At 66.4% G+C, this 22,046-nt stretch carries 23 protein-coding genes and 1 riboswitch; of the genes, 12 read left to right on the plus strand and 11 right to left on the minus strand.

The window, feature by feature from the left end; translation table 11 throughout:
- The first annotated feature begins 3 nt into the window (after positions 1 to 3).
- Together VFB33_15220 and VFB33_15225 are read left to right on the plus strand one after the other, a co-directional pair.
- Positions 4 to 432 carry an archease gene (locus VFB33_15220; protein ID HZO83045.1) on the plus strand — a complete coding sequence of 143 codons (429 nt, stop codon included), beginning with the start codon at positions 4 to 6 and terminating at the stop codon, positions 430 to 432.
- A gap of 47 nt (positions 433 to 479) precedes the next feature.
- On the plus strand, positions 480 to 1,121 hold the full coding sequence (locus VFB33_15225) for an isochorismatase family protein (protein HZO83046.1): 642 nt from the start codon (positions 480 to 482) through the stop codon (positions 1,119 to 1,121).
- A 23-nt stretch (positions 1,122 to 1,144) separates the two neighbouring features.
- On the opposite strand, the gene VFB33_15230 is transcribed toward VFB33_15225, so the two are convergent.
- From VFB33_15230 to thiS, 3 genes are read right to left on the minus strand one after another with little or no spacing between them, the layout of a single operon-like run.
- Positions 1,145 to 1,822 (minus strand): thiamine phosphate synthase, encoded by a 678-nt coding sequence (locus VFB33_15230; GenBank protein HZO83047.1) that lies wholly within the window; start codon positions 1,820 to 1,822, stop codon positions 1,145 to 1,147.
- A 21-nt stretch (positions 1,823 to 1,843) separates the two neighbouring features.
- Positions 1,844 to 2,620 (minus strand): thiazole synthase, encoded by a 777-nt coding sequence (locus tag VFB33_15235; GenBank protein HZO83048.1) that lies wholly within the window; start codon positions 2,618 to 2,620, stop codon positions 1,844 to 1,846.
- A gap of 49 nt (positions 2,621 to 2,669) precedes the next feature.
- Positions 2,670 to 2,891: a sulfur carrier protein ThiS gene (thiS, locus tag VFB33_15240; protein HZO83049.1), complete on the minus strand. Its 222-nt coding sequence runs from the start codon at positions 2,889 to 2,891 to the stop codon at positions 2,670 to 2,672.
- Between the two features lie 68 nt (positions 2,892 to 2,959).
- A riboswitch (TPP riboswitch) is annotated at positions 2,960 to 3,056 on the minus strand.
- A 99-nt stretch (positions 3,057 to 3,155) separates the two neighbouring features.
- On the opposite strand from thiS, the gene alr reads away from it, so the two are divergent.
- The 6 genes from alr to VFB33_15270 all read left to right on the plus strand — a co-directional run bounded on the left by alr (position 3,156) and on the right by VFB33_15270 (position 9,994).
- The gene (gene alr, locus VFB33_15245) at positions 3,156 to 4,301 is read left to right on the plus strand and encodes an alanine racemase (protein ID HZO83050.1); all 1,146 of its coding nucleotides are present in this window, start codon (positions 3,156 to 3,158) and stop codon (positions 4,299 to 4,301) included.
- Position 4,302: 1 nt separating this feature from the next.
- On the plus strand, positions 4,303 to 5,868 hold the full coding sequence (gene purH / locus VFB33_15250; GenBank protein ID HZO83051.1) for a bifunctional phosphoribosylaminoimidazolecarboxamide formyltransferase/IMP cyclohydrolase: 1,566 nt from the start codon (positions 4,303 to 4,305) through the stop codon (positions 5,866 to 5,868).
- Positions 5,869 to 5,953: 85 nt separating this feature from the next.
- A complete protein-coding gene (gene purD, locus VFB33_15255) occupies positions 5,954 to 7,270 on the plus strand; it encodes a phosphoribosylamine--glycine ligase (protein HZO83052.1) in 1,317 nt (438 codons plus the stop codon).
- Between the two features lie 43 nt (positions 7,271 to 7,313).
- Complete coding sequence (locus tag VFB33_15260; GenBank protein ID HZO83053.1) at positions 7,314 to 7,949, plus strand: L-threonylcarbamoyladenylate synthase; 636 nt, start codon at positions 7,314 to 7,316, stop codon at positions 7,947 to 7,949.
- A 55-nt stretch (positions 7,950 to 8,004) separates the two neighbouring features.
- Positions 8,005 to 9,327 carry a DUF1015 domain-containing protein gene (locus VFB33_15265; protein ID HZO83054.1) on the plus strand — a complete coding sequence of 441 codons (1,323 nt, stop codon included), beginning with the start codon at positions 8,005 to 8,007 and terminating at the stop codon, positions 9,325 to 9,327.
- Positions 9,320 to 9,994, plus strand: coding sequence for a histidine phosphatase family protein (locus VFB33_15270; GenBank protein HZO83055.1), 675 nt, complete (start codon positions 9,320 to 9,322; stop codon positions 9,992 to 9,994). The genes VFB33_15265 and VFB33_15270 overlap by 8 nt, the downstream gene beginning before the upstream one ends.
- A gap of 28 nt (positions 9,995 to 10,022) precedes the next feature.
- Here VFB33_15270 and VFB33_15275 read toward each other — a convergent pair whose 3' ends face one another.
- The 7 genes from VFB33_15275 to VFB33_15305 form a co-directional block, all read right to left on the minus strand.
- Complete coding sequence (locus VFB33_15275; GenBank protein HZO83056.1) at positions 10,023 to 10,928, minus strand: cation diffusion facilitator family transporter; 906 nt, start codon at positions 10,926 to 10,928, stop codon at positions 10,023 to 10,025.
- A gap of 104 nt (positions 10,929 to 11,032) precedes the next feature.
- Positions 11,033 to 11,554, minus strand: coding sequence for an adenine phosphoribosyltransferase (locus VFB33_15280; protein ID HZO83057.1), 522 nt, complete (start codon positions 11,552 to 11,554; stop codon positions 11,033 to 11,035).
- A 122-nt stretch (positions 11,555 to 11,676) separates the two neighbouring features.
- Positions 11,677 to 12,408, minus strand: coding sequence for a hypothetical protein (locus VFB33_15285; GenBank protein ID HZO83058.1), 732 nt, complete (start codon positions 12,406 to 12,408; stop codon positions 11,677 to 11,679).
- 98 nt (positions 12,409 to 12,506) lie between these two features.
- Entirely contained in the window at positions 12,507 to 13,259 is a 753-nt protein-coding gene (locus VFB33_15290; GenBank protein ID HZO83059.1) for a FecR family protein, read from the minus strand.
- A 368-nt stretch (positions 13,260 to 13,627) separates the two neighbouring features.
- Positions 13,628 to 14,725, minus strand: a complete 1,098-nt coding sequence (locus VFB33_15295; GenBank protein HZO83060.1) for a hypothetical protein — start codon at positions 14,723 to 14,725, stop codon at positions 13,628 to 13,630.
- 393 nt (positions 14,726 to 15,118) lie between these two features.
- Positions 15,119 to 15,901 (minus strand): M23 family metallopeptidase, encoded by a 783-nt coding sequence (locus VFB33_15300; protein ID HZO83061.1) that lies wholly within the window; start codon positions 15,899 to 15,901, stop codon positions 15,119 to 15,121.
- A 70-nt stretch (positions 15,902 to 15,971) separates the two neighbouring features.
- The gene (locus tag VFB33_15305) at positions 15,972 to 16,616 is read right to left on the minus strand and encodes a protein-L-isoaspartate(D-aspartate) O-methyltransferase (protein ID HZO83062.1); all 645 of its coding nucleotides are present in this window, start codon (positions 16,614 to 16,616) and stop codon (positions 15,972 to 15,974) included.
- Between the two features lie 267 nt (positions 16,617 to 16,883).
- On the opposite strand from VFB33_15305, the gene VFB33_15310 reads away from it, so the two are divergent.
- From VFB33_15310 to VFB33_15325, 4 genes are all read left to right on the plus strand, one after another.
- On the plus strand, positions 16,884 to 17,678 hold the full coding sequence (locus VFB33_15310) for an alpha/beta hydrolase (protein HZO83063.1): 795 nt from the start codon (positions 16,884 to 16,886) through the stop codon (positions 17,676 to 17,678).
- Between the two features lie 36 nt (positions 17,679 to 17,714).
- A complete protein-coding gene (locus VFB33_15315; protein ID HZO83064.1) occupies positions 17,715 to 19,013 on the plus strand; it encodes an LLM class flavin-dependent oxidoreductase in 1,299 nt (432 codons plus the stop codon).
- A gap of 183 nt (positions 19,014 to 19,196) precedes the next feature.
- A complete protein-coding gene (locus VFB33_15320; GenBank protein ID HZO83065.1) occupies positions 19,197 to 20,507 on the plus strand; it encodes an LLM class flavin-dependent oxidoreductase in 1,311 nt (436 codons plus the stop codon).
- A 156-nt stretch (positions 20,508 to 20,663) separates the two neighbouring features.
- A complete protein-coding gene (locus tag VFB33_15325) occupies positions 20,664 to 21,113 on the plus strand; it encodes a hypothetical protein (protein HZO83066.1) in 450 nt (149 codons plus the stop codon).
- 28 nt (positions 21,114 to 21,141) lie between these two features.
- On the opposite strand, the gene VFB33_15330 is transcribed toward VFB33_15325, so the two are convergent.
- Positions 21,142 to 21,870: a tetratricopeptide repeat protein gene (locus VFB33_15330; GenBank protein HZO83067.1), complete on the minus strand. Its 729-nt coding sequence runs from the start codon at positions 21,868 to 21,870 to the stop codon at positions 21,142 to 21,144.
- Between the last annotated feature and the right edge of the window lie 176 nt (positions 21,871 to 22,046).

Below are 22,046 nucleotides of genomic sequence, written 5' to 3' on the forward strand. Positions count from 1 at the left end.
AAGATGGCGGACCGACCGAGCTGGCTGCGCGAGATCGAGCATACGGGCGATACCGGCGTCGAGGTCGAAGCGCCGACGCGCGCCGAGCTGTTCGCGCGCGCAGCGCTTGCGATGGCGCGGCTGATGGTCGAAGAAGAGGGAATCGAGCCGGTCGAGCGGCGCGAGGTTGCAGCGCGCGGCGTCGAAGACGCCGCGCTCCTGCATGACCTGCTCGCAGGGGCGCTCAATCTTTTTCTGTCCGACGGCTTCATCTGGCGCGACGCCGCCGCGACCGAGGACGGAGAGCGCGTGGTGCTTACCCTGACCGGGGAGCGCTTTGACCGCCGGCGCCATACCCTGCTCGGCGAGATCAAAGCGGTCACCTACCATCAGCTGAGCGTGGCGAAGAGCGATACGGAAGGTTGGCGCGCCCGCGTGATCTTCGACGTATGAGCGGGCGTGCCCTCGGCGACGTTAATTCGCATCGGAGAGAAATCGCCATGAACCCCAGAACGACGCTATTCTACGACGTCGACACGCAGCGCGACTTTCTCGAGCCCGGCGGCCGGCTTTACGTCAAGGGTGCCGACCGGATAATTCCGGCGCTCGAGCGCCTCACTGCGATCGCGCGGGAGCGCGGGTGTCGGATCGTCGCTTCGGTCGATCGTCACTTCCCCGGCGACCCCGAGCTCAAGCGCAACGGCGGGGAGTTCGACGATCACTGCATGGACGGCACGTCCGGCCAGCAGAAAATCGCGGCGACCGCGCCGCGCAATCCATACTATCTGGAGAATCGCGAGTTGAGCGGCGCCGAGCTGGACGCGGCGCTGGCGCATCGCGGCGAGCTGGTAATCGAAAAGCAGCGCTTCGACGTCTTCGCCGGAAATCGCCACGCCCGCTCGGTGCTCGCGCGAATCCTGCGCGATTACACTGACGTCGTCGTGTACGGGGTTTACGCCGAGGTGTGCGTGAACGACGCGATTCGCGGCCTGCTCGAACTGGGTCCGAAGATCCACGCTGTGACCGACGCGATCGCGGACATCGGCGCTGAGGGTGCGCGATGCCGCGAGCAGTGGCGCGCGGCGGGCGTCGAGCTGCTGACGTTGGATGAGCTGGCCGCGCGGCTCGGGCCGCCGGCGTGAGCCGCTTGTCCAGCCGGCAGGGGCTAGCGCGGCGCAAGGCCGGCAGCACGCAGCGCGGCGGCCAGCGCCCGCGCGGCGGCTGGCGGGTCATCGGCGCCCAAGATGGCGCCGATGACGGCGACGCCGACAGGCGCATCCAGCTCGACCACGCGCTCGGCGGTCACGCCGCCGAGCGCGAAGACCGGCATCCCGGCCGCGGCGCGGCACGCGGCGGCGAGCTCCTTGCCGCCGCGTGCCGGGCCGTAGGCCGCCTTCGACAGCGGTCGCCATACTGGGCCGAACACGGCGAAGTCCGCACCCGTCGCCGCGGCGGCCGCAGCCTCCGCGGCGCTGTGCGTTGACACCCCCACCAGCCGCGACGGCCCGAGCAGCCGGCGCGCGTCCGCCACTGTGAACGAGCCGCCCGACAGATGGACGCCGTCGGCGTCGGCAGCCAAGGCAACGTCGAGTCGATCATTGACCAGCAGGCGCGCGCCGTGGCGCGTGCAGATCGCGCGCAACACGACCGCCAGTTCGTACAGCGCGCGACCGTCGAGGTCCTTTTCGCGAAGTTGAAGCGCGACGCCCATGCGCTCGGGCGAGCGCGCGAGCGCGGCGAGCACGGCCTCGCATACTTCGGCCAGGGGCCGCGGTGCGACCAGCTTGCGGTCGGTTATCAGGTAAAGTTGAAAATCGACGCTTGCGGACGGCGTGTGGCTCAAGCTCGACCCGGAAGCGTTGTTCTAGCGGAGCATGCCGGTCAGCGGGCTGGACGCCGTGGCATACAGCTTGGACTCGATGCGCCCGGCGCGATACGCCATCCGCCCCGCCTCGACCGCCAGCTTCATCGCGCGCGCCATCGCAATCGGCTCCTTCGCCCCCGCGATCGCCGAGTTGACGAGCAACCCGTCGCAGCCGAGCTCCATGGCCTCCGCCGCGTGCGACGCCGTGCCCACACCCGCATCGACGATCACCGGCACCTTGGCCTGCTCGATAATGATGCGCAGATTGTAGGGATTGCGGATGCCCATCCCGGAGCCGATCGGCGCCGCCAGCGGCATGACCGCTGCGCATCCGATCTCGGCGAGCTTGAGGCAGGCAACCGGATCGTCGGTGATATACGGCAGGACCTTGAAACCCTCCTTGACCAGGATCCTGGCGGCTTCGATCGTGGCCGCGACGTCGGGAAAGAGCGTCTTCTGGTCGCCGATTACTTCGAGCTTGACCATATCGCCGACGCCGGTCTCGCGCGCCAGGCGGCAGGTTCGCACGGCCTCCTCGACCGTGTAGCACCCGGCCGTGTTGGGCAGGATCTGGTAGCGTCTGGGGTCGATATAGTCGAGCAGGTTCTCGCTCTTGCGGTCGGTGATATTGACCCGGCGTACGGCGACCGTGACGATCTCGGCGCCGCTGGCCTCGACGGCCGCGCGCGTCTCGGCGAAGTCGCGATATTTGCCGGTACCGACGATCAGCCGGGAAGTGAAGACTCGACCGGCCAGTTCGAAAGAGTCCTGTTGCATAATCGAATCACGGGCGCGACGCTCCGCCGCACGCACGCCAACCGGCGCGTCACCCGCCTCCAACGAAATTCACGATTTCGACCCGGTCACCGGGCTTCAGCGTTACCGCGTCGTACTCGGCGCGCGGCACGATCGCCAGATTGATCTCGACGGCGATCCGCCCGCGACGCATCTTCAGCCGCTCGAGCAGTGCGGCGAGGCGGGCATCGCCGTCCACCAGGTAGTCCTCGCCGTTTAGCTGGATGGTGAAGGAGGATACGATCTCGGGCATTAAAAAAGCCGCTTCCCCGAGCCGGGAAGCGGCTTTGGGCGGGACCGCGATCGTCCCGCCGTCGAGGCAGGAGCGCTGCGCGGCTTCCCTACGCCGGCATTACCCGGATCAGGTTCGAGGGGTTTTCTCTCAGTGCGCCGTCCGCGCACACCCCCAGCCATTTCTGTGCATATCACTTGGAGTGGGGAGTGTCAAAAAAGGGGGCTCCTCGGTATCATCATCGCGTCCGGATAAGTAGCCCGAAGGGACGGATTCAGGCACGGCATGGAAATCGTGAAGGAGCCGCCGACGGTGGCCGAGATCGACCTCGGCGCGCTGTGCGCGAATTACCGGGCGATCAAGGCGGTGGCCAACGGCGCCCAAGTGATGGTGGTGGTCAAAGCCGACGCCTACGGCCACGGCGCGGTCGAGGTGACGCGCGCGCTGCGCGCCGAGGGTTGCGGCCACTTCGGGGTCGCGCGCCTGTCCGAGGCACGCGAGCTGCGCGAGGGGGGCGTCCGCGAGCGCATCTATCTGCTCGGCGGGTTTCTGGCCTCGGAAGCGGAGGAAATCGTCGCCCTCGATGCGACGCCCTTTGTCTTTGACGCCGCGATGATTGCGCCGATGGCGCGGGCCGCCGAAATCCAAGGCCGAATCGGCTTCCCGATTCATCTCAAGATCGACAGCGGAGCGACCCGGCTCGGCATCCTGCCCGACCAGCTCGACGATGCAATCGTCGAGCTCGGCCGTGCGCCCTCGTTGAAGGTCGAAGGTATATGCACGCTGCTGGTCAACGCGGGCGATCCGTCGAGCACGGTCACGGACGCGCAGCTGGGCGTCTTTAACGCCGCGGTGGAGCGACTGCGGACGGTGGGAATCACCCCGTCGGTGGCCCACGTCGCCAATTCTGCCGCCTCGGTGCTGCGCCGCGACGCGCACTACAGCCTGCTGCGTCCCGGACTCGCGATTTACGGCCTGCCACCGGTGCCCGCGGTGCGCGAGCAGGTCGAACTGCGTCCGGTGATGACCTTCAAGACACGCGTGATTCAGCTCAAGCGCGTTCCCGCCGGCGTCGGCGTGAGCTACGGCCACACCTATGTCACCCGCCGCCCCAGCGTGATAGGCGTACTCGCCGTCGGTTACGCTGACGGCTACCGGCGCGGCCTTCAACACGGCGGCGAGGTGCTCATCCGCGGCCGGCGTGCGCCGGTGGTCGGAGCGGTGTGCATGGACCTGACGATGGTCGATCTGACCGACGTTCCGGGCGCCGCGCCCGGCGACGAGGTGATCCTGTGGGGCGGCGCGGGCGAGGCTATGATCAGCGTCAATGATATCGCGCGGCTGGCGCAAACGATTTCCTACGAGATGCTGTGCACGGTGGGCAAACGGGTGCCGCGCGTCTATTGCAGTCGGGATAATCGAACGGCTTGAGATGGAAACCGGCGCAGTCAAGATCACCCGGGCGCTGCTGGGCGTCTCGGACAAGGCGGGATTGGACGAACTGGCGCATGCGCTGGCGGCGTGCGGCGCGGAGATTGTGTCGACCGGCGGGACGCGCGCGGCGCTCGAGGCGGCCGGCGTCAAGGTGCGGGGCGTCGAAGATTTCACCGGATCGCCCGAAATGCTCGACGGACGGGTCAAGACGCTTCATCCGAAGATCCACGGCGGAATTCTAGCCCGCCGCGCCGACCCGGCCCATCAGCGCCAGATGCGCGAGTACGGGATCGAGCCGATCGATCTCGTGGTGGTGAACTTCTATCCGTTTGAGCGCACGGTCGAGCGCGCCGGCGTAAGTCTGGACGACGCAATCGAAAACATCGACATCGGCGGCCCCACGCTGGTGCGCGCGGCGGCCAAGAACTGGAACGACGTGGCGGTGGTGGTCGATCCCGCGGACTATCCGGCGCTGACCGCTGAGCTTAGGGCGAGCGGCGGGAGGCTCGGGCGCGAAACGCGATGGCGCCTGGCGCGCAAGGCGTTCGCCCGCGTAACCGCCTATGACTGCGCGATCTCGAACTACCTTGGCGCGCTCGAGGAGGGCGAACGCCGCGCGCTCGGCGAAACCTTCAGCCTCTCGCTGCCGCGTGAGCAGAGGCTGCGCTATGGCGAAAACCCGCATCAGACGGGCGCGCTGTACGGCCGCTTCCTCGAGATCGCCGAGCAGATCCATGGCCGCGAACTGTCCTTCAACAATGTCTTCGACATCAGCTCGGCGATAAATCTGATGCTCGACTTCGCCGACTACCGCGACGCGGTGGTTGCGATCCTCAAGCACAACACACCGTGCGGGGTGGGCGTCGCACCGACGTTGCTTGAGGCGTGGGAAAAGGCCTTCGCGACCGATCCCGACTCGCCCTTTGGCGGAATCGTAATTGCCAACCGTCGATGGGACCCGCCGTTTGCGCGCGCGGTGGACGAGCTCTTCACCGAAGTCCTCATCGGCCCCGATTACGAGCCCGGGGTGCTCGACTTCCTGCGCAAGAAAAAGAACCGGCGCGTGATGCGCTTCCATCCCGAGGCCGTCCGCCGCGACGAGCCCGACATCAAGCGCGTGCTCGGGGGGCTTTTGGTGCAGACGCCGGACCTGAGCCTGGAAGATCCGCGCGAGGGCAAGGTCGTCACCCGCCGCGCGCCGACCGACGCCGAGCTGCGCGCAATGCGCTTCGGTATCCGGGTATGCAAGCACGTCAAGTCCAATGCGATCGCCTTCGTCACCGAGGACCGCACGCTCGCGGTTGGCGGCGGCGCGACTTCGCGGATCGACCCGCTGTACGCGGCGCGCGAGAAGGCCGCGCGACTTAAAGTATCGCTTAAAGGTTCGGTGCTGGTCTCCGAAGCGCTGTTTCCGTTCCCCGACGGACCGACCCTCGCCGCCGAGGCCGGTGCCACAGCGATTGCCCAGCCCGGCGGCGCCGTGCGCGACGCCGAGGTCATCGCAGCGGCCGACGCCCACGGGCTCGCGATGGTTTTCACCGGCGTGCGTCACTTCCGACACTGAGCGCGGCAGGCCACAATGAGATCGACGCCGCAGGCGGCGGCGCAAAGATGAAGCAAAGGCCGCAGCGCCGCACGGGCGCCATCGGATGAAAGTACTGGTTATCGGTAAGGGCGCGCGCGAGCACGCGCTGGTTTGGCGACTCAACCAGAGCCAGAGCGTGCGCGAGATCTACTGCACCGGCGGCAATCCGGGAATCAACCAGATCGCGCGGCCGGTCGCGATCGATCCGCTCGACCTTGCCGGGCTGGTGGATTTTGCACGGCGCGAGATGATCGACCTGACGATCGTCGGACCGGAAGACCCGCTCGCGGCGGGCATCGCCGACGAGTTCGCACGCGCGGGACTGGCGATCTTCGGCCCCTCCAAAGCCGCCGCGCAGCTCGAGGCGAGCAAGGCGTTCGCCAAGGCGGTGATGCGCGAGGCAAACGTGCCGACCGCCGACTTCGCGATATTCGACGACGCCGAAGCGGCGCGGCGATGGGTGCGGGCGCGCGGCGGCGCGATGGTCGTGAAGGCGGACGGGCTGGCGCTGGGCAAGGGCGTCACGGTATGCGACGACGCCGAAGCGGCACTCGATGCGATCGACGACGCGATGGAACGCCGGCGCTTCGGCGCGGCCGGCGCACGCGTTGTGATCGAGGAGCGCTTAAGCGGCGAGGAGCTGTCATACTTCGCGCTGTGCGATGGCGAGCGCGCCATCCCGCTCGGCCTGGTGCAGGATCATAAGGCAATCTTCGACGGCGACCGCGGCCCCAACACGGGCGGGATGGGCGCGTACACGCCGGTGCCGCATTTCGACGCGGCGCTCGAGGCGCGCGTGATGGCGGAGGTCGTCGGGCCGACGCTTGGTGCAATGCGCGCGCGCGGCGCGCCGTTCCGGGGCGTGCTGTTCGTGGGCCTGATGGTCGATGGCGACCGGCTCAATGTGCTCGAGTTCAACGTCCGCTTCGGCGACCCCGAGTGCGAGCCGCTGATGATGCGCTTCGAGAGCGACCTCGGCGAAACCCTGCTCGCCTGCGCCCAAGGCCGGCTCGACCACGCCGACGTGCGGCTCTCGCCGCGCAGCGCGGTCTGTGTCGTGCTCGCCTCTGGCGGCTATCCGGGCAACTACCGCAAGGGCCTCGCGATAAGCGGGCTGGAGCGGATCAACGGTGCCGAGCCCTCGGAGGCGAAGGTCCGATGGGCGTTGGCGAAGACGCGGGTCAAGGTGTTCCACGCGGGCACCGCGATGCGCGACGGGCGCCTGACGACCGACGGCGGTCGAGTGCTGGCGGTAACCGTGATGGCCGACGGGCTGCGGACGGCCGTCGACGCCGCCTACGAGGCGGCCGCGATGGTCGAGTTCGAGGGCAAGCAGATGCGCCGCGATATCGGGCGGCGCGCGCTCGAACGGATTGCTTGAACCGCCGCGATTTCCGGAGCTGAAGTCTGTGGAGCCTCGCAGCGTGCAAGACAGGCGGCCTGCATCGATTGATCCCGCGCTCAGCCGGGCGCTCGCCGCGCTGCGCGCCGGCGCCGCCGTGGTTTACCCGACCGAAACCTTCTACGCGCTCGGTGTTGACGCGTTGTCGCCCGCGGCGCTCCAGCGCCTGTTCGCGATCAAGGAGCGCGAGCCCGGCAAACCGGTTGCGCTGATCGCCGCCGACGCCGAGATGGCGTTCGGCGTCGCACGCGAGGTTCCGCCACAGGCGCGAATCCTTGCCGACGCGTTCTGGCCCGGGCCGCTCACGCTGGTGCTGCCGGCGCGAGAAGGGATCGACGCCGCGCTGGTCAACCCCGAGGGCGGAGTGGGGGTTCGTGTCTCGCCGCATCCGATAGCGCGCGCGCTGGCCGCCGGCCTCGGACGCCCACTGACCGCGACCAGCGCGAATCTCGCCGGCGCGCCGCCGGCCGTGGAGCTGGATGAGGCGCGCTGCGCGCTCGGCGCGAAAGTCAAAATCTATCTTGACGGAGGAAGGCTTCCCGGCGGCGCGCCCAGCAGCGTGGTGGTGGCCGACGCTGTCGGGATTCGGGTGTTTCGTCCGGGCGCGATAACCGAGGAACAAATCACCGCCGCCCTTGGCCGGGGCTCGCGCAAATAGCTCGGCGTTCGGCTCCCCCGGCTATCGAAATGGAAATGCGTATTTCTCAACCGCAATGATGACGAACCGGATCGAACCGTTCCGCGGCCTGCTCTACGACGTCGAGCGATGCGGCGTGCTGAGCAACGTGGTCGCGCCGCCCTACGACCTGATCGACCGCGCGCGCCAGGACGCGCTGTACGCGCGCAGCCGCTACAACATCGTGCGCCTCGAGCTCAACCGCGACCCCGACCCTTACGCCTCGGCGGCGCGCACGATGGGGGAGTGGCTGCGCGAAGGCGTGCTGCGGCGCGCGCCGCGCCCGGCGATTTACCTGTATTCGCAATTTTTCGAGGTCGAGGGGCGCAGGATGCGCCGCGACGGGCTTATCGTGCGGCTGCGGCTGGAGGAGTTCAGCGCCCGGCGCATCCTGCCGCACGAGCGCACCTTCCCCAAGGCGAGGCAGGATCGGCTCGATCTCCTGACCGCGCTGAGAGCCAACGTGAGCTCGGTCTTCGGCCTCTATTCCGGCGCCCACCCCGAGATCGCGCACCTGGTCGCCGACATGCTGGGCCGCGAGCCCCTGCTCGAGGTCACCGACGATCTCGGAATTCGCAACCAGTTGCGCCCGATCGAAGAAGCCGAGGCGATCGCGATGATCCAGCGCGAGCTGGACAGCCCGCGCATCTTCATCGCCGACGGCCACCATCGCTACGAAACTGCTCTCGAATATCGCCGTCGGCTGCGCGCCGCCGAGGGCGATCCGGTGCCGATCCGGCCGTATGACTACACGATGATGACGCTGGTCGCGTGCGACGACCCGGGGTTGTTGATCCTGCCGACCCATCGAGTCGTGCGCCGACTCGATCCCGCAGCGCTGGCCCGATTCGACGAAGCGGCGGCCGCCTTCTTTACGATCGAACGCTTTGCCGACGCGGACGCGATGCGCGCGGCGCGCTCCGCCGGCGGGCGCGGCACGCTCGCGGTCGCGCTCGGCGGTGATCGGCTGGCGTTGCGCCTGCTGCGGCTCAAATCGCCGGCGGCGATGGCCGAGGCGATGCCCGCGGCGCCCGCCCCCGTGCGCCGGCTTGACGTGAGTGTGCTGCATACGCTGGTTCTGGAGCGGCTGTTCGGCATCACCCCCGAGCAGGTCAAGGCCGGCGGGCTGGTCGATTACACGACCGACGCGCGTGCTGCGCTCGACGAGGTCGTGCAGGGCCGCGCGGCGGGCGCCTTCCTGATGAATCCGCCGTCGATCACCGACGTCGAGGAGGTCAGCCTGGCGGGCGCCGTGATGCCGGAGAAATCGACCTACTTCTATCCCAAGCTGCTGACCGGCCTCGTGCTCAACCCGCTCGACGACGACCTTGGCGCGCAGGAAGACGGCGGCGATGGCTGAGCGCGCGCGGCTGGTGCTGGTGCGCCACGGCGAGACCGTCGGCAACTCGAGTGTCCGCTACTATGGCCGCACCAACGTCGCGCTCTCGGAGCTCGGCCGCCGCCAGATGCGCGCGGCGCGCAGCTGGCTCGCGCGGCGCCTTCACACGCGCCGCTTCGCGCCTGTGTTCACCAGCCCACTGGTGCGCGCGGTCGAGGGTGCGCGGCTTATCGCGGGCAAGGCCCCGCAGGCGATCGTAATCGACGAGTTCGTCGAGGTTGACTTCGGCCTGTTCGAGGGGCTGACCGCCGACGAGATCGCCGAACGATACCCTGACGAGTACCGGCAATGGAATGCCGGTCGGCTGGCGGCCGACTTCGTCTATCCCGGCGGCGAGAGCCGCAATGCCTTTGCCGGGCGCGTGGGGCGCGGAACGACGCGGATGCTTGTGCTATGGGAAGCGGCGCGGCGCGCAGGACAGGGCGCCGGCGCCGCGGCCCTGATGGTGGCGCATCGCGGAGTCATCCGCGCCGTTGTGCAGCGCCTGGCAGGCGCGCTTGAGCCGTCTATCGACCTCGGCTCGATCCATATTCTTGAACACGAAGGCAACGGCGCGGACGACCTGCGCGCGGGCCGCTGGCGCCCAATGGTCCTCGACGAGACCGCACACCTCGCCGAGCTCGAATAACGCGCGCACAGCGCCCACAGGTCGGGCGTCAGAAATGTTCCGGCTCGACGGCGCGGCGGCTGTTGCGTTCGAGCTGCACCGTGATGTGGCGGATGTTGAACTTGTGCTCGAGCATCGCCGACATGTCGGAGAGCACGCGGTCGTGGTCGGCGCCCTGGGTGACCACCGCGTGCGCGGAGAGCGCGAACTGGCGGCTCGCCAGGCACCATACGTGAAGGTCATGGACCTCTTCGGTGTCGCGCACCGCCAGCAGGTCGCGGCGCAGCTCTTCGAGATCGATGTGCGCCGGCACCGATTCCATCAGGATATCCACGCCCTCGCGCACCAGGCCCCATGAGCTGTACAGCACCAGCGCGCCGATAAACAGCCCGACCAGCGAGTCCGCCTCGCGCCATCCGGTGAAATGCACCAGCGCGCCCGCCGCCAGCACGCCGAAGGTGCCGATCAGGTCGGAGATGACGTGGACGAAAACCGCGTTGATCGCCATCCCCGCCCGCCCGGGTTCGGCGGCGCGCGCACGCGTCATCCAGGCCGAAAAGCTGTTCACCGCAAGGCCGGCAAGCGCGATCAGGATCACCGTCATCCCGCCCACCGGTTCCGGATTGCGCAGGCGCTCGATCGCTTCGAACCAGATGAAGACCACGAGCAGCCACAGGAACAGCCCGTTGGCGAGCGCGCCGAGAATTTCCGCGCGCAGGTAACCGTAGGTCTTGGCGCCGCTCGCCGGCCGCATCGAGAGCCACAGCGTGACCAGGGCCACGCACAGGGCACCGATATCGGTCAGGACGTGAACCGCGTCGGAGAACAGCGCCAGGCTGTTGGCGTAGAAGCCGCCGGCGAACTCGGCCGCGCAGTATAGCGCGGTCACGGCGAGCACGGTCAGCAGGCGCCTGCGATCTTCCGCGACCGCGTCATGCATCTCGGCCAGTTGCATGCCGTCTGCGCGTCCCCCGAAGGTTCGAGCTGCGCGAGCCGAGCGCGGTGAGCCCGCCGCTTCAACTTCAAGCCGGCTCCGCCGCCCGCGCGGCAGCGAACGGGTCAATCATACTGGATCAGCGAGAAGCATTGGACCGGCGCCAGTCGCGCGCGCCCGCCGAGCGCGTTGAGCTCGATGACGAAGGCGCACGCCACCAGCTGCGCTTCGAGCTTGCGCGCCAGATGGACCGCCGCGGCGGCGGTGCCGCCGGTGGCGAGCAGGTCATCGACGATCAACACCCGCGCGCCGCGTCTGAGCCCGTCGGCGTGCATCTCGAGCGCCGCGCTGCCGTATTCGAGCTGATAGCTCTCGCCGATCGTATGAAAGGGCAACTTGCCCGGCTTGCGCGCGATCGTCAGCCCCACCCCGAGCCTGTAGGCGACCGGCGCGCCGATAATGAACCCGCGCGACTCGATGCCGAGCACGGTGTCCACCTTGCCCAGGAATGGCTCCGCCATCCGATCGACCAGCGTGGCGAAAGCGCGCGCGTCGCCGATGAGCGGCGTGATGTCGCGGAACATGATTCCGGGCTGCGGAAAGTCCGGGATGTCGCGCACGAGACTGCGCAGTTCTGTCAGATCCATCATCGGCAATTGTCTGCCGCGGACGCGCGCGGCGTCCCGGCCCCGCGCAAGGATACAGGGCGCGCCCGCCGCGGGCAAAGCACAACCGCCCCCTCACGCCGCCTGGTTGTATGGTGCGCCTGCTACTCGATGAAGCTCAGCTGCTTGTACAGGCTCAGCTGGCCGTAGCCGTGAGGACTTCCATAGCCGCTTTGGAGCGCGACGCCCATCTGCCACGGCCGGTAATACAGCCCGAGGTCGAGCCCGCCCTGACCCTGCGCCCCCGCGATGAAGCCGCCGGCGTAAAATGCGCCGCCTCCTCCGACCATCGCAAGCCATCGCTCGGTCGATAGCACCGCGACCTGGATATCGACCGCGGTCGAGGTCACTTCGTTCTGGAAATCATGCACCGAGCTGAAGGCGAAGTTCACCGGATGCGTCGTGTGCGGCAGGAGCCAGCTCGAAAAGTCGCCCTCGATTATCGAGCCGTCGCTGTCGGCGACGTCGTGGCCGCCGGACAGGAAGAGCGACGTTCCCGGATAGAGCTTGAAGTCGATTCCGCCCTGAAGCCGGCCGAAGTTGAGCCGCGGCGCGTGCGCGGCGGTGGGATTGAACGGGCTCGACGCGTCGCCGCCGACGAAGAGCTGATAGCCGGTGGCGCGCCCGAAGACTCCCACGTACGGAGTCACGCTCTGTTCGAGTTGGAAGCCCTCCTGGATCACCCCGTAGTTTTCGCTGCCGAAACCGCCGCCGAACAGCGTCGCGTCCAGCCGGCCCGGTGTCGCCAACGTCAAGAAGCCGGGATAGAGGTCAGAGAGTTGCGCGCGCGCCAACGAGGCGGCGCCCGCGATCCATAGAGTCGCGATTGCCGCCACGAGCCGAACCCGGCGGCGCTTCATTATGCCTGACAAGATCAAGCTGTTGTCTCCTTGAAAACTTGACCGTCGCAACAGATGCTCCATAGCCGCCGCGGCTAGCCCGGAGGAGGCGGGGGAGGCGGGGGAGGCGGTGGCGGTGGCGGTGGTGGCGGCGGCGGCGGAGGTGGCGGCGGTGGTGGTGGAGGAGGCGGCACCGCGCTCATCGGCGACGGCAATCCGGGCACGGCACTCTCCAATCCGAGCGGACCCGGCCCCATCGGCGCGTTCTGGCAAGCGACCGTTGCATGGTAGCCCGCGCCAACGTCGATCGCTGCGCCTGGCGCGGCGACATTCGCGACCGCGACCGTTCCCTTGTAGACGCTCACGTCGGTGAACTGCCTGCAGTCGCCGAAGCCCGGCCGTTGGCCCGTCGAGTAGGCGGTGTCGTATTCCGTGCCACGTACGGTGGCGACCGCGTTGGGCGTGTGAACTTCGAAGTTCGGCGGCGTGCCTGCCACCACGCTTACCAGCGAGCGCACTACGCCGCCGAGGAGGCCGAACGACGCGCGCATCCTGCCCCCCGCAGGCGCGGCAATATACTGGTCAACAACCAAGGTAGTGGAGGAACCGACTTCGAGCCGGCTGCCGTCGGCGAGGGCGAGCGTTATTCGGCCACCAGCCCCAGTGACCAGGCGATCGCCGCGTTCGACCGTAAGACCCGGCGCCGCCGCCACGGTGCGCGCGCCGCGCTGAAACGTCGCGCTGCCGCTTACACTGGTGATCGAGCCGGCGTTCTGCGCTCGCGCGGTGGAAGCCGCAGCGAGTGCCAGCGCGAAGGCAAACGTTACCGCGGAGAGCCTCTTCATCATCCCCACACCGCCTCGTACCCGCGTCGAGCGGAAATACCATCTAGGGTGCGATCAGTGGCTAACCAAAGCAAGCAATCTGAGGAGTGATTGGCGGTGATAATACGCAATATTAGTCCATGCTGAGCAACGCATTTCTTTTCGCTGATTTATTGCATTCGCGATTGTAACAGTGCAAAGTCGGCAAATTGCTAACCCAGTGAGTGGGCTCCAGGCCGAGTCGCCCGTGCGTGAGGCGAAGCGCCGGGCAAACCGCGCATGCGACGTGCCGTGCGGCGGCTGAAAGACGCGCTCCGGCCACTTTTGTGGCCGGAGCGCCGTTGCTCGTGCGGAATTGTCAGGCGAGCGAGTGTTGAGGGCGTCGCTCGTGGTTAAAGCGGAGGCTTGACAGCCGCCGGATCGAGCGCCGCCACCTTGGTCGCGATGGTGGAGAGCGAAGCCGTTGGTCCCGGCACCGCCTGCTTGTCGGGCGCGGTCGCCGTTTGCGCCGCCGCGGGCGCCGGCGGGGGCTGTTCGGACGAAACCGTGGTTACGCCGCCGTTCGTCGCGGTCGTGCCGATCGGCGAGGCGCTCGCCACCACCGGCTGCGCAGCCTCGCGATGAGCCTCTTCGATCGCCTTGCCCATCCAATCCTCTGCCCACGCCTGCTGCATCACACCGTGATCATCGACCGGGAAGCCGGCGTAACGTGCGCAGTTGACGAAGCTCTGGAACGAAGCATCCTTCTCGAGGCCGAGAACGCCGTTGGCCTGCGCGCGGGTCAGCAAGATCGGGCCGTCACCTTCCTTGGAAAAAGCGGGGAAGAATTCGCCGACGCCGGACTTCTGATAACAGCCGGCCTCGCTCAGCCTGTTCTCCAACCATTTCGCCTCGGCGATATGTTTGTAGCAGCCGTCCATCACCAGGTCGTGGCCGCATCCGAGGAAATGGAAAGTCTCATGGCGCGCAACCTTAGACGGCGACAGCCACAGCCCCATCAACACCTGGTTGAGACTCGCGATCCGATCGACTACGTAGCCGCGCGTCATCGTGTAATCATCAACCTCGCCCAGCACCTCGGGCGCGCCGTAGGCCTCGGGCACCGACCACAGCGTGTCGAGCACGTTGCGATTCACGAAGTACATCATGCGGTCGCATCCGGGCGGGATCTGCTTGGCGATGAGCTTGCGCCCGATCTGCCACTCGAAAAAGTCACTCAACGAGCGTGGCATGCTCGAGTAGGAAACCAGTTTGACCGACAGGTTGTACTTGGACGCCTCGGTCTGGTTCCAATAATCCTCGAGCGTCTCCTGCGCATCGGCAGGAGTTATCCCGTCGTCGAGCAGGCCGCATACGCGCAAGGTCTCAGACGGACCGAAGTCGTTCTGCGCCCGCACCGCGGGCTGGTCCATGCCGATACTGGTAAAGAAGCAGCCGCTGGTGCCCATCAAACACAGGCCCAGGGCGACCGAGCCTAATAGAGTCGCCATCCTCCGCGCCATCATCTCTCAAGCCTCCTTTGCGGACCCAAAGGCGGCGCCGCGGTGGCCGTTTAGCGCCAGTTTCATGCCACTGCGGGGCCGCAGGTCGGGGCGCGGAGCAAGGGTGGCTATTGGTAAAGAAAAGTTAAAAATGCGTCCAACTGAGAATTACGCTCAACATAGCTAGCTAGGTGGTGAGCCTCGATCTAAAAAAGACCGTCAGAAGCTTATCGGAGCACTAACGGCCAATGGATTCCGTTATTGTCCGTTGCGTGCACGTAGCCCGCACGCACGTCGGACGTTGCGCGCTTGCAACGACCGCTCGCCCTGTACGCCGGCTTCAAGCGGTAAGCGGATAGTCAGGGCGACCGACTGGATAGTGGACGACTGCGCGCCGGCAGATCAGGACGGCCCGTTGCTCGCGAAGCTCGTCGTGATGGCCGACGGTCCGGGCGGAGGCAGATAACTCAGCGGATTGTAGGCGAGGTTGTTGTAGCGCACTTCGAAGTGCAGGTTGGGTCCGGTGGTGCGGCCGCTGGTGCCGATGCGCGCGATCTTCTGTCCACGGGTGACGTGCTGACCCTCGCTCACGAGGTTGGCCGCGTCGTGCGCATATACCGTGACGTAGTTGTCGGTGTGGCGGATGATCACGGTGTTGCCGTAACCATGCAGGCGGCCGACGTAGATCACTATGCCCGAGCCTGCCGCGTGCACCGGCGTGCCAATCGGCGCCGCGATGTCAATGCCGTCATGCATTGTTCCGTGGCGCATCCCAAAGCCTGAAGTAACCGTCCCCGACCATACCGGCCATGCGAACTGGCGCGCGGCGCGCGGCACGTTCCACAGCACGCTCTGCGAGTCGTCGGCGGCGCCGAGCGAGGCGTAGCTGTAACGGCCCGGAATGGTCAGCGTCTCGCCGGCGCGCAGGTTGCGCGCGTCGCGCAGATGGTTGGCCGCCATCAGGCTGGCGACGCTGACGCCGTAAATATGCGCGATGTGATAGACGGTCTCGCCGCGGCGCACGACGTGCTCGACCGCCGAGGCGCCGGCGGTTGAGGCCGATGCGGGCGGTGGCGCCTGACGCGAGGTCGCCGCGGAGCATCCGGCGCCCGCGGCAAGCGCCATCGCCAGAATCGTCGCGCGCGCGATTTCGAAAATCCGGCGATTGTTTGCGTCCGCCGCCAACCTCCGCCACTCCGCCGCCGGCCCTGCGGCCGCCGCTTGGTTTGAAGCCGCGCCCGGCGCGGCGAGTCGATCAGGTGCTGAAACCGTGCCGGCCGGTCATCTTCACGAACCGGCACTCGCCGAAGTATTCCTCTTGCCAAACGCCATTGCGCCGGCTGATGCGCACCAGGGTTTGGAGATCGTCTTCGCCGATCGGCGCTACCAGCCGTCCCACGGGCGTCAGCTGCTCGAGCAGCGGGCGCGCCACTCCGGGCATCGCCGCCGTGACCATGATTACGTCGAACGGCGCCATCTCGGGCCATCCCTCCGAACCGTCGCCACAACGCAGCCGGACGTTGCTTACACCCATCGCGGCAAGCCGCGCGCGCGCCTGCTCATGCAGTGGCGCAATACACTCCACCGAGTACACCTCCGCCGCCAGCCGCGCCAGCACCGCCGCGCCGTAGCCCGAGCCGCTGCCGACTTCGAGCACGCGCTCGCCGCCGCTGAGCGCCGCCACTTCGCACATCAGGGCGACCATGTAGGGTTGCGAGATGGTTTGCTGAGCGCCTATCGGCAGCGGTTCGTCGGCGTAGGCCTGGGCGGCGTATTCGACGGGGATGAAGCGGTCGCGCTCGACCGTGCGCATCGCCGCCAGCACGCGCGGATCACGGATTCCACGCCGCTCGAGCTGTTCGACCACCATCCGCTCGCGGGCTTGGGCGAGAGTGTCCATCGCAGGCCTGATTATAACTCCCGCTGACGCGCTATTACAGGCACAGTCTCGGGACCGCCGAAGGGTTCGTGGACGAGGACCGGGGTTGGCCGCGGTTTTGCGGTGCGCGCCGATTCGCAAGCCGGGTCGCCGAAAAAGCGCGCGCCGGCTCAAATTTGCTGTGGTAAACAGCGCGGCTCTGTACTAAAGCTTGTCCGGTCCGGGCGAACCGGCGGGGCAATTGCGCGCCCCGGGGACGCCACGAATACTCGTTTCGGAGAAGGCTCAATGGCAGACACCAAGGAATGGACCGAAGAGAAGGTCCGTGTCGGGGAAACCGACCTGGTCGTCGTCAAGGGCGGCAAGGGCAAGCCACTGCTGATCCTGCACGGCGAACTGGGATGGGCGGGATGGATGTCGTGGAACGCGGCGCTGGCCAAGGAGCGCACGCTGCTAATCCCGATGCATCCCGGCTTCGGCAAGACCGCGATGGCGGAGTGGATCAGCAACATCCGCGACCTCGCCGGCTTCTACCAGCGCTACCTGCGCGAGCAGGGGCTGGCGCCGATTGACGTGATGGGCTTTTCGCTCGGCGGCTGGGTGGCGGCTGAAATGGCGGCGTGCGACTCCAGGCAGTTCCGCAAGATGATCCTGGTCGCCCCGACCGGCATCCGCCCGCCCCAGGGCGAGATCATGGACATGTTCACGGTTACCGCGCGCACCTACCTGACTCGCAGCGCGTTCGATCCGCACGCCGCGCCCGAGTTCGCCAAGTTGTTCGGCGGAGAACAGACGCCCGAGCAGTTCGAGGCGTGGGAAGACGCGCGCGCGGAAAGCGCGCGCCTGGCGTGGGAGCCCTACATGTTCAATCCGAGCCTGCCCCACCTGCTCGAAGGCATCGAGGGTCTGCCGACGCTGCTGCTGTGGGGCAAGCAGGACCCAGTGGTGCCGCTGAGTGCGGGCGAGGCCTATCAGCGCGCGATCAAAGGCTCCAAACTCGTCACCATTGACAAGTGCGGACACTGGCCGACGGTCGAGCAGCCAGCCCAATTTCTCAAACACGTTGAGGGCTTTCTGAGCTGAGGCTCAGAGACCGACAAGCACGGAGACAAGACTGAAATGCACATAATGTGGTTTACCGAACGGGCCTATCACCACGTCCCTGAGGACGAGGTGCTCAAGCTGCGCAGCTTCTTCGGCGTACCCAATAGATTTTTCGATCCCCAGAAGGGAGCACAGCTCCTTAATCAGTATCTCGACGAGAAGATCTACACCGACGAACTCGGCACCTTCGACGGCGTGATGCTCAACGAGCATCACGGCACCCCCTTCTGCATGGGTGCGGTGATGGACGTGGAGGCGGCGGTGCTCGCCAAGGTCACCAAGAAAGTCAGGATCGTGCTGCTGGGCAACCCGCTGCCGGTGGTGCACAATCCGGTGCGCCTGGCCGAGGAGCTGGCGATGATCGATCTCATCTCGGGCGGACGGCTGGTGCCCGGATGGGTGCGTGGGGCGGGCAGCGAGCAGCTCGCCAACAATGCCAACCCGGCCTACAACCGCGAGTACTTCGAAGAGGCGCACGACCTCGTGATCGCGGCGTGGACGCGTCCGGGTCCTTTCCGATGGGAGGGCAAACACTTCAATTACCGCTTCGTCAACCCGTGGGTGCTGCCGCTCCAGAAGCCGCATCCGCCGATCTGGATCCCCGGTCTCATCAGCCCGGAGACCGTGCGCTGGTGCGCCGAGCATCGCTATCCCTACGTCGCGCTGGCGACGATGCTCGAGCCGACGGTCGAACTGTGGAAGATGTACACCGATCGCGCGGCCGAACTGGGCTATCAGGCAGGGCCGGAGAATTTCGGCTATCTCCAGCCGATCTTCGTCCATGAGACCGAAGCGAAAGCCGACGAAATGGGGCGCAACTTCCTCTACGGCGGCGGCTTTTCGCACTTCGCGCGCCCAGAGTGGATGTTTCCGCCGGGCTACAACTCCAAGGCCGCGACGCGCCGTCTGGCGAGCCTATACGCCAACCCCAATACCCCGGGGCTGTCGTTCGTCTCGCAGGACCACACCGAGGACTTGGACCAGCTGCGCAAGACGATCTACGCGGCCTACGAGGGTTCCAAACAGAACCTTCAGATGATAACCGGCACGCCCAAGACCGTGATTCCGAAGCTCAAGAAGGTCTTGCAGGTGCTGCGGCCGGGAATCTTCTCGTTCTGGCTCGACGGTCCCGCCCCGGCCAAGGATCGGTTGACGTGCCTGAAGCTGCTCGGCACCGAGGTTATCCCGGCGCTGCGCGAGATCGGCAGAGAACTCGATCTGAAGGATCCGTTCGAGCGCAAGCCTGGTTCAGTGCCGCTGGGCCCGACTGGCAAGCCCGATTACATCGGGTCGCTGGAGGCGCTGAGCGCATAAGGGTATGACGACGTTTGCGGCGGGCCCTGCGGCCCGCCGCAAACCCCTCGTGCGCCCGCCCGTACGGGTTGACATTGGGCCGGCGGCGGGCGGATTGAGTGTTAGCGAAGGTTCGAGGTTGGAGATGCGGTAACCGCGACTACAAACGGGTGCGATGCAGGGTTCCCGGAGGGAGGTTTTGCGATGCACATAATGTACTTCACCGAGCGGCCGTACATTTACGTTCCCGAGGACGAGGTGCTCAAGATCCAGAGCTTCTTCGGCGTGCCCAACCGCCATTTCGATCCGCAAAAGGGTGCGCAGCTCCTCAACGAGTACCTCGACGACAAAGTGATGGCGGAGGAGTTGGGCTTCGACGGCGTGATGCTCAACGAGCATCACGGCACCCCCTTCTGCATGGGCGCAGTGATGGACATGGAGGCCTCAATCCTCGCGCGCATCACCAAGAAGGTCCGCATCGTGCTCCTCGGCAATCCGCTGCCCATCGTGCATAACCCGCTGCGCCTGGCCGAAGAGCTTGCGATGATCGACATGGTCTCGGGCGGACGGCTGGTGCCCGGATGGGTGCGCGGGGCGGGCAGCGAGCAGCTCGCCAACAATGCCAACCCGGCCTACAATCGCGAATACTTCAACGAAGCGCACGATCTCGTGATCGCGGCGTGGACGCGTCCCGGGCCGTTTCGATGGGAGGGCAAGCACTTCCACTACCGCTTCGTCAATCCGTGGGTGCTGCCGGTTCAGAAACCCCATCCGCCGATCTGGATTCCCGGCCTCGTCAGCCCCGAGACCCTGCTCTGGTGCGCCAAGCATCGCTACCCATACCTGGCGCTGGCGACCTACCTCGAACCGACCGTCGAGTGCTGGAACATCTACACGCAGGCCGCGGCAAAGGAGGGCTATCAGGCGGGCACTGAGAACTTCGGTTACCTCCAGAAAGTCTTCGTCGCCGAGACCGAGGCCAAGGCGCAGGAGTTGGGCAAGGCTGACCTTTACGCTGGCGGCCTGACCCATTTCGCGCGCGGCGAATGGATGTTTCCGCCGGGCTACAACTCCAAGGAAGCGACGCGGCGGATGGCGCGCCAGTTCAGCGATCCCAACAATCCCAACGGACCCGCGCTGTTCCAGTCGCTCGAGGGCGAGGTGGACGTCGAGGCGCTGCGCAAGTCGATCTACGCCGGCTATGAAGGCGCGCAAAAAGCCAACCAGCTCATCGTCGGCACCCCTAAAACAGTCATTCCCAAACTCAAGCACATCCTCGATGTGCTGCGGCCGGGCATTTTCGCCTTCTGGCAGAACGACGGCCCGATCCCGACCGAGGCGCGGCGCACCAGCATGCGCCTCATCGCACAGGAAGTGATCCCAGCGCTGCGCGAGCACGCAAAGAAGCTGGACCTGAAGGATCCCTTCGAGCGCAAGCCGGGCTCGACGCCGCTGCCTGCATCGGGAAAGCCCGAGCCGGTGGCGCACGCCGAAGCGCTGGCGGCATTGGCGTAGGCTGCGAATTGCGACTGGATATCGGGGCGGCGGGGCACATGGCGCCTCGCCGCCTTTTTTTCAGGGTGGGCAGGATTAGCTCTGGTTCCGCTGATTTTGCTATAAAAACCGCTTATCTTCACCTGAATAGGCCTTAGAGCTAGGAGAAAAGCGTAAGTGCAACGATTAGCAAAAAACTCGATGGTGGCGGCGGCAATACTTTGCGCTGGCTTGCTTTTGCGCCCAGCTCTCGCGTCGGCTGTGACCTTCGGCGACGCGACCCTCAACGGAACATACGCTTTCCAGTTCAACAAGTTTGGAACGTGTCCGAACATCGCTGTGATCGTCGGAGTGTTTGACTTCAACGGCAGCGGAAACGTGACCGCCAACTTTACGGTTTTCAACAGCAACAAGGGAGGCGCCGGCCCTAAGACCTCGACCGGGAGCGCCTCTGGCACCTACACGGTAAATCCCGACGGGACCGGCGTCATACAGTTCAGCTCGTCGGGCTCGCCGAAGTTTGCGTTTGTGATAGACAGCTCAGCGTCAGTCCCGCGGCTCGAGTTGATCACTACCAATCTCGGGTCGTCGAGCTGCGCCGAGAGCGGCTACGCGATCCAACAGTAGCGCGCCGCGCGCCGGCCGCTCGTCGCGCTCAGCGCGGCGGGTGGGTCGTGAAGACGAAGGCGACGTTGCGCTGCGCCTGCGGCGTAACGATCGCGATCGGAGCTGAGTTCTTCTCGAGCAGCGCGAGGTTCGCGTGCGCCGGCTGATAGTCGGGCGCGTCGTGAATCAGCGCCCGCCATTGCGCCGCTGCGTCGGCGTAGTCACCGCGGCGCGCCGCGATCACCGCGAGCATGTTGCGCGCGTCGAGCTGCGAGGGATCGAGCACCAGCGAGGCGAGGATCTGCTGCTGAGCCCTAGCCAACATCCCCTGCCGTTCGTACACCAGGCCCAGGTTGAAGTGCGCTTCGGGATGGCCGGGACCGGCCAGCACGGCCATCTGGAGTGCGTCGCGCGCGGCGTTCAGATCGCCATGATCGAGTTCGGCAAGCCCGAGGTTAAGAAACAGGTCCCAGTTCGTCAGGCCGAGGGCCAGCGCCTCGCGATACTCGCGCAGCTCTCCAGCACGATCGCCGAGCATCCCGTAGGCGTAACCGAGATGATAGTGGACAAGCGCGTCGTCGGGACGCTTGACGAGCAGCTCGCGATGAAGCCGGGCGGCCTCGGGGTAGTCCTCTTCGCCCAGAAAAAAGTCCGCGTTGGGATCGCAAATCTCTTGCGAGATCGCGGCCGCCGAGGCGACCGTCGGAACTTCGATTCCGATACCCACCGCAACAACCACCATCACCGCCGCAGCAACTAAAAGCGGGGTGCGTTTCACGGTTTTTCTCCTGACCAGCCGACGGGACTGGACGGTCAGGTGAGCAATTTACGCGCCATTCACAAGGATCGTCGCAAGTCTCACGAGTTGAAGCAAGCGGTATGCGCGGATTGACCCGCGCGCGCCCCAATTGGGGCAAGTATTCCGCCGATGCGCCCGGCGAGTTGCGAAAGCCC

This window comes from Candidatus Binataceae bacterium (assembly GCA_035650475.1).
In the GTDB taxonomy this organism is placed as follows: Bacteria; Desulfobacterota; Binatia; order Binatales; family Binataceae; genus JAKAVN01.

Excerpts from the sequence above, each read along its gene's own strand:
- VFB33_15265 (HZO83054.1), top strand. The coding sequence starts at position 8,005 with ATGATGACGAACCGGATCGAACCGTTCCGCGGCCTGCTCTACGACGTC.
- VFB33_15235 (HZO83048.1), bottom strand. The coding sequence starts at position 2,620 with ATGCAACAGGACTCTTTCGAACTGGCCGGTCGAGTCTTCACTTCCCGG.
- thiS (HZO83049.1), bottom strand. The coding sequence starts at position 2,891 with ATGCCCGAGATCGTATCCTCCTTCACCATCCAGCTAAACGGCGAGGAC.
- VFB33_15310 (HZO83063.1), top strand. The coding sequence starts at position 16,884 with ATGGCAGACACCAAGGAATGGACCGAAGAGAAGGTCCGTGTCGGGGAA.
- purH (HZO83051.1), top strand. The coding sequence starts at position 4,303 with ATGGAAACCGGCGCAGTCAAGATCACCCGGGCGCTGCTGGGCGTCTCG.
- VFB33_15270 (HZO83055.1), top strand. The coding sequence starts at position 9,320 with ATGGCTGAGCGCGCGCGGCTGGTGCTGGTGCGCCACGGCGAGACCGTC.
- VFB33_15280 (HZO83057.1), bottom strand. The coding sequence starts at position 11,554 with ATGGATCTGACAGAACTGCGCAGTCTCGTGCGCGACATCCCGGACTTT.
- purD (HZO83052.1), top strand. The coding sequence starts at position 5,954 with ATGAAAGTACTGGTTATCGGTAAGGGCGCGCGCGAGCACGCGCTGGTT.
- VFB33_15290 (HZO83059.1), bottom strand. The coding sequence starts at position 13,259 with ATGATGAAGAGGCTCTCCGCGGTAACGTTTGCCTTCGCGCTGGCACTC.
- VFB33_15275 (HZO83056.1), bottom strand. The coding sequence starts at position 10,928 with ATGCAACTGGCCGAGATGCATGACGCGGTCGCGGAAGATCGCAGGCGC.
- VFB33_15305 (HZO83062.1), bottom strand. The coding sequence starts at position 16,616 with ATGGACACTCTCGCCCAAGCCCGCGAGCGGATGGTGGTCGAACAGCTC.
- VFB33_15295 (HZO83060.1), bottom strand. The coding sequence starts at position 14,725 with ATGGCGACTCTATTAGGCTCGGTCGCCCTGGGCCTGTGTTTGATGGGC.
- VFB33_15320 (HZO83065.1), top strand. The coding sequence starts at position 19,197 with ATGCACATAATGTACTTCACCGAGCGGCCGTACATTTACGTTCCCGAG.
- VFB33_15220 (HZO83045.1), top strand. The coding sequence starts at position 4 with ATGGCGGACCGACCGAGCTGGCTGCGCGAGATCGAGCATACGGGCGAT.
- VFB33_15315 (HZO83064.1), top strand. The coding sequence starts at position 17,715 with ATGCACATAATGTGGTTTACCGAACGGGCCTATCACCACGTCCCTGAG.
- alr (HZO83050.1), top strand. The coding sequence starts at position 3,156 with ATGGAAATCGTGAAGGAGCCGCCGACGGTGGCCGAGATCGACCTCGGC.
- VFB33_15225 (HZO83046.1), top strand. The coding sequence starts at position 480 with ATGAACCCCAGAACGACGCTATTCTACGACGTCGACACGCAGCGCGAC.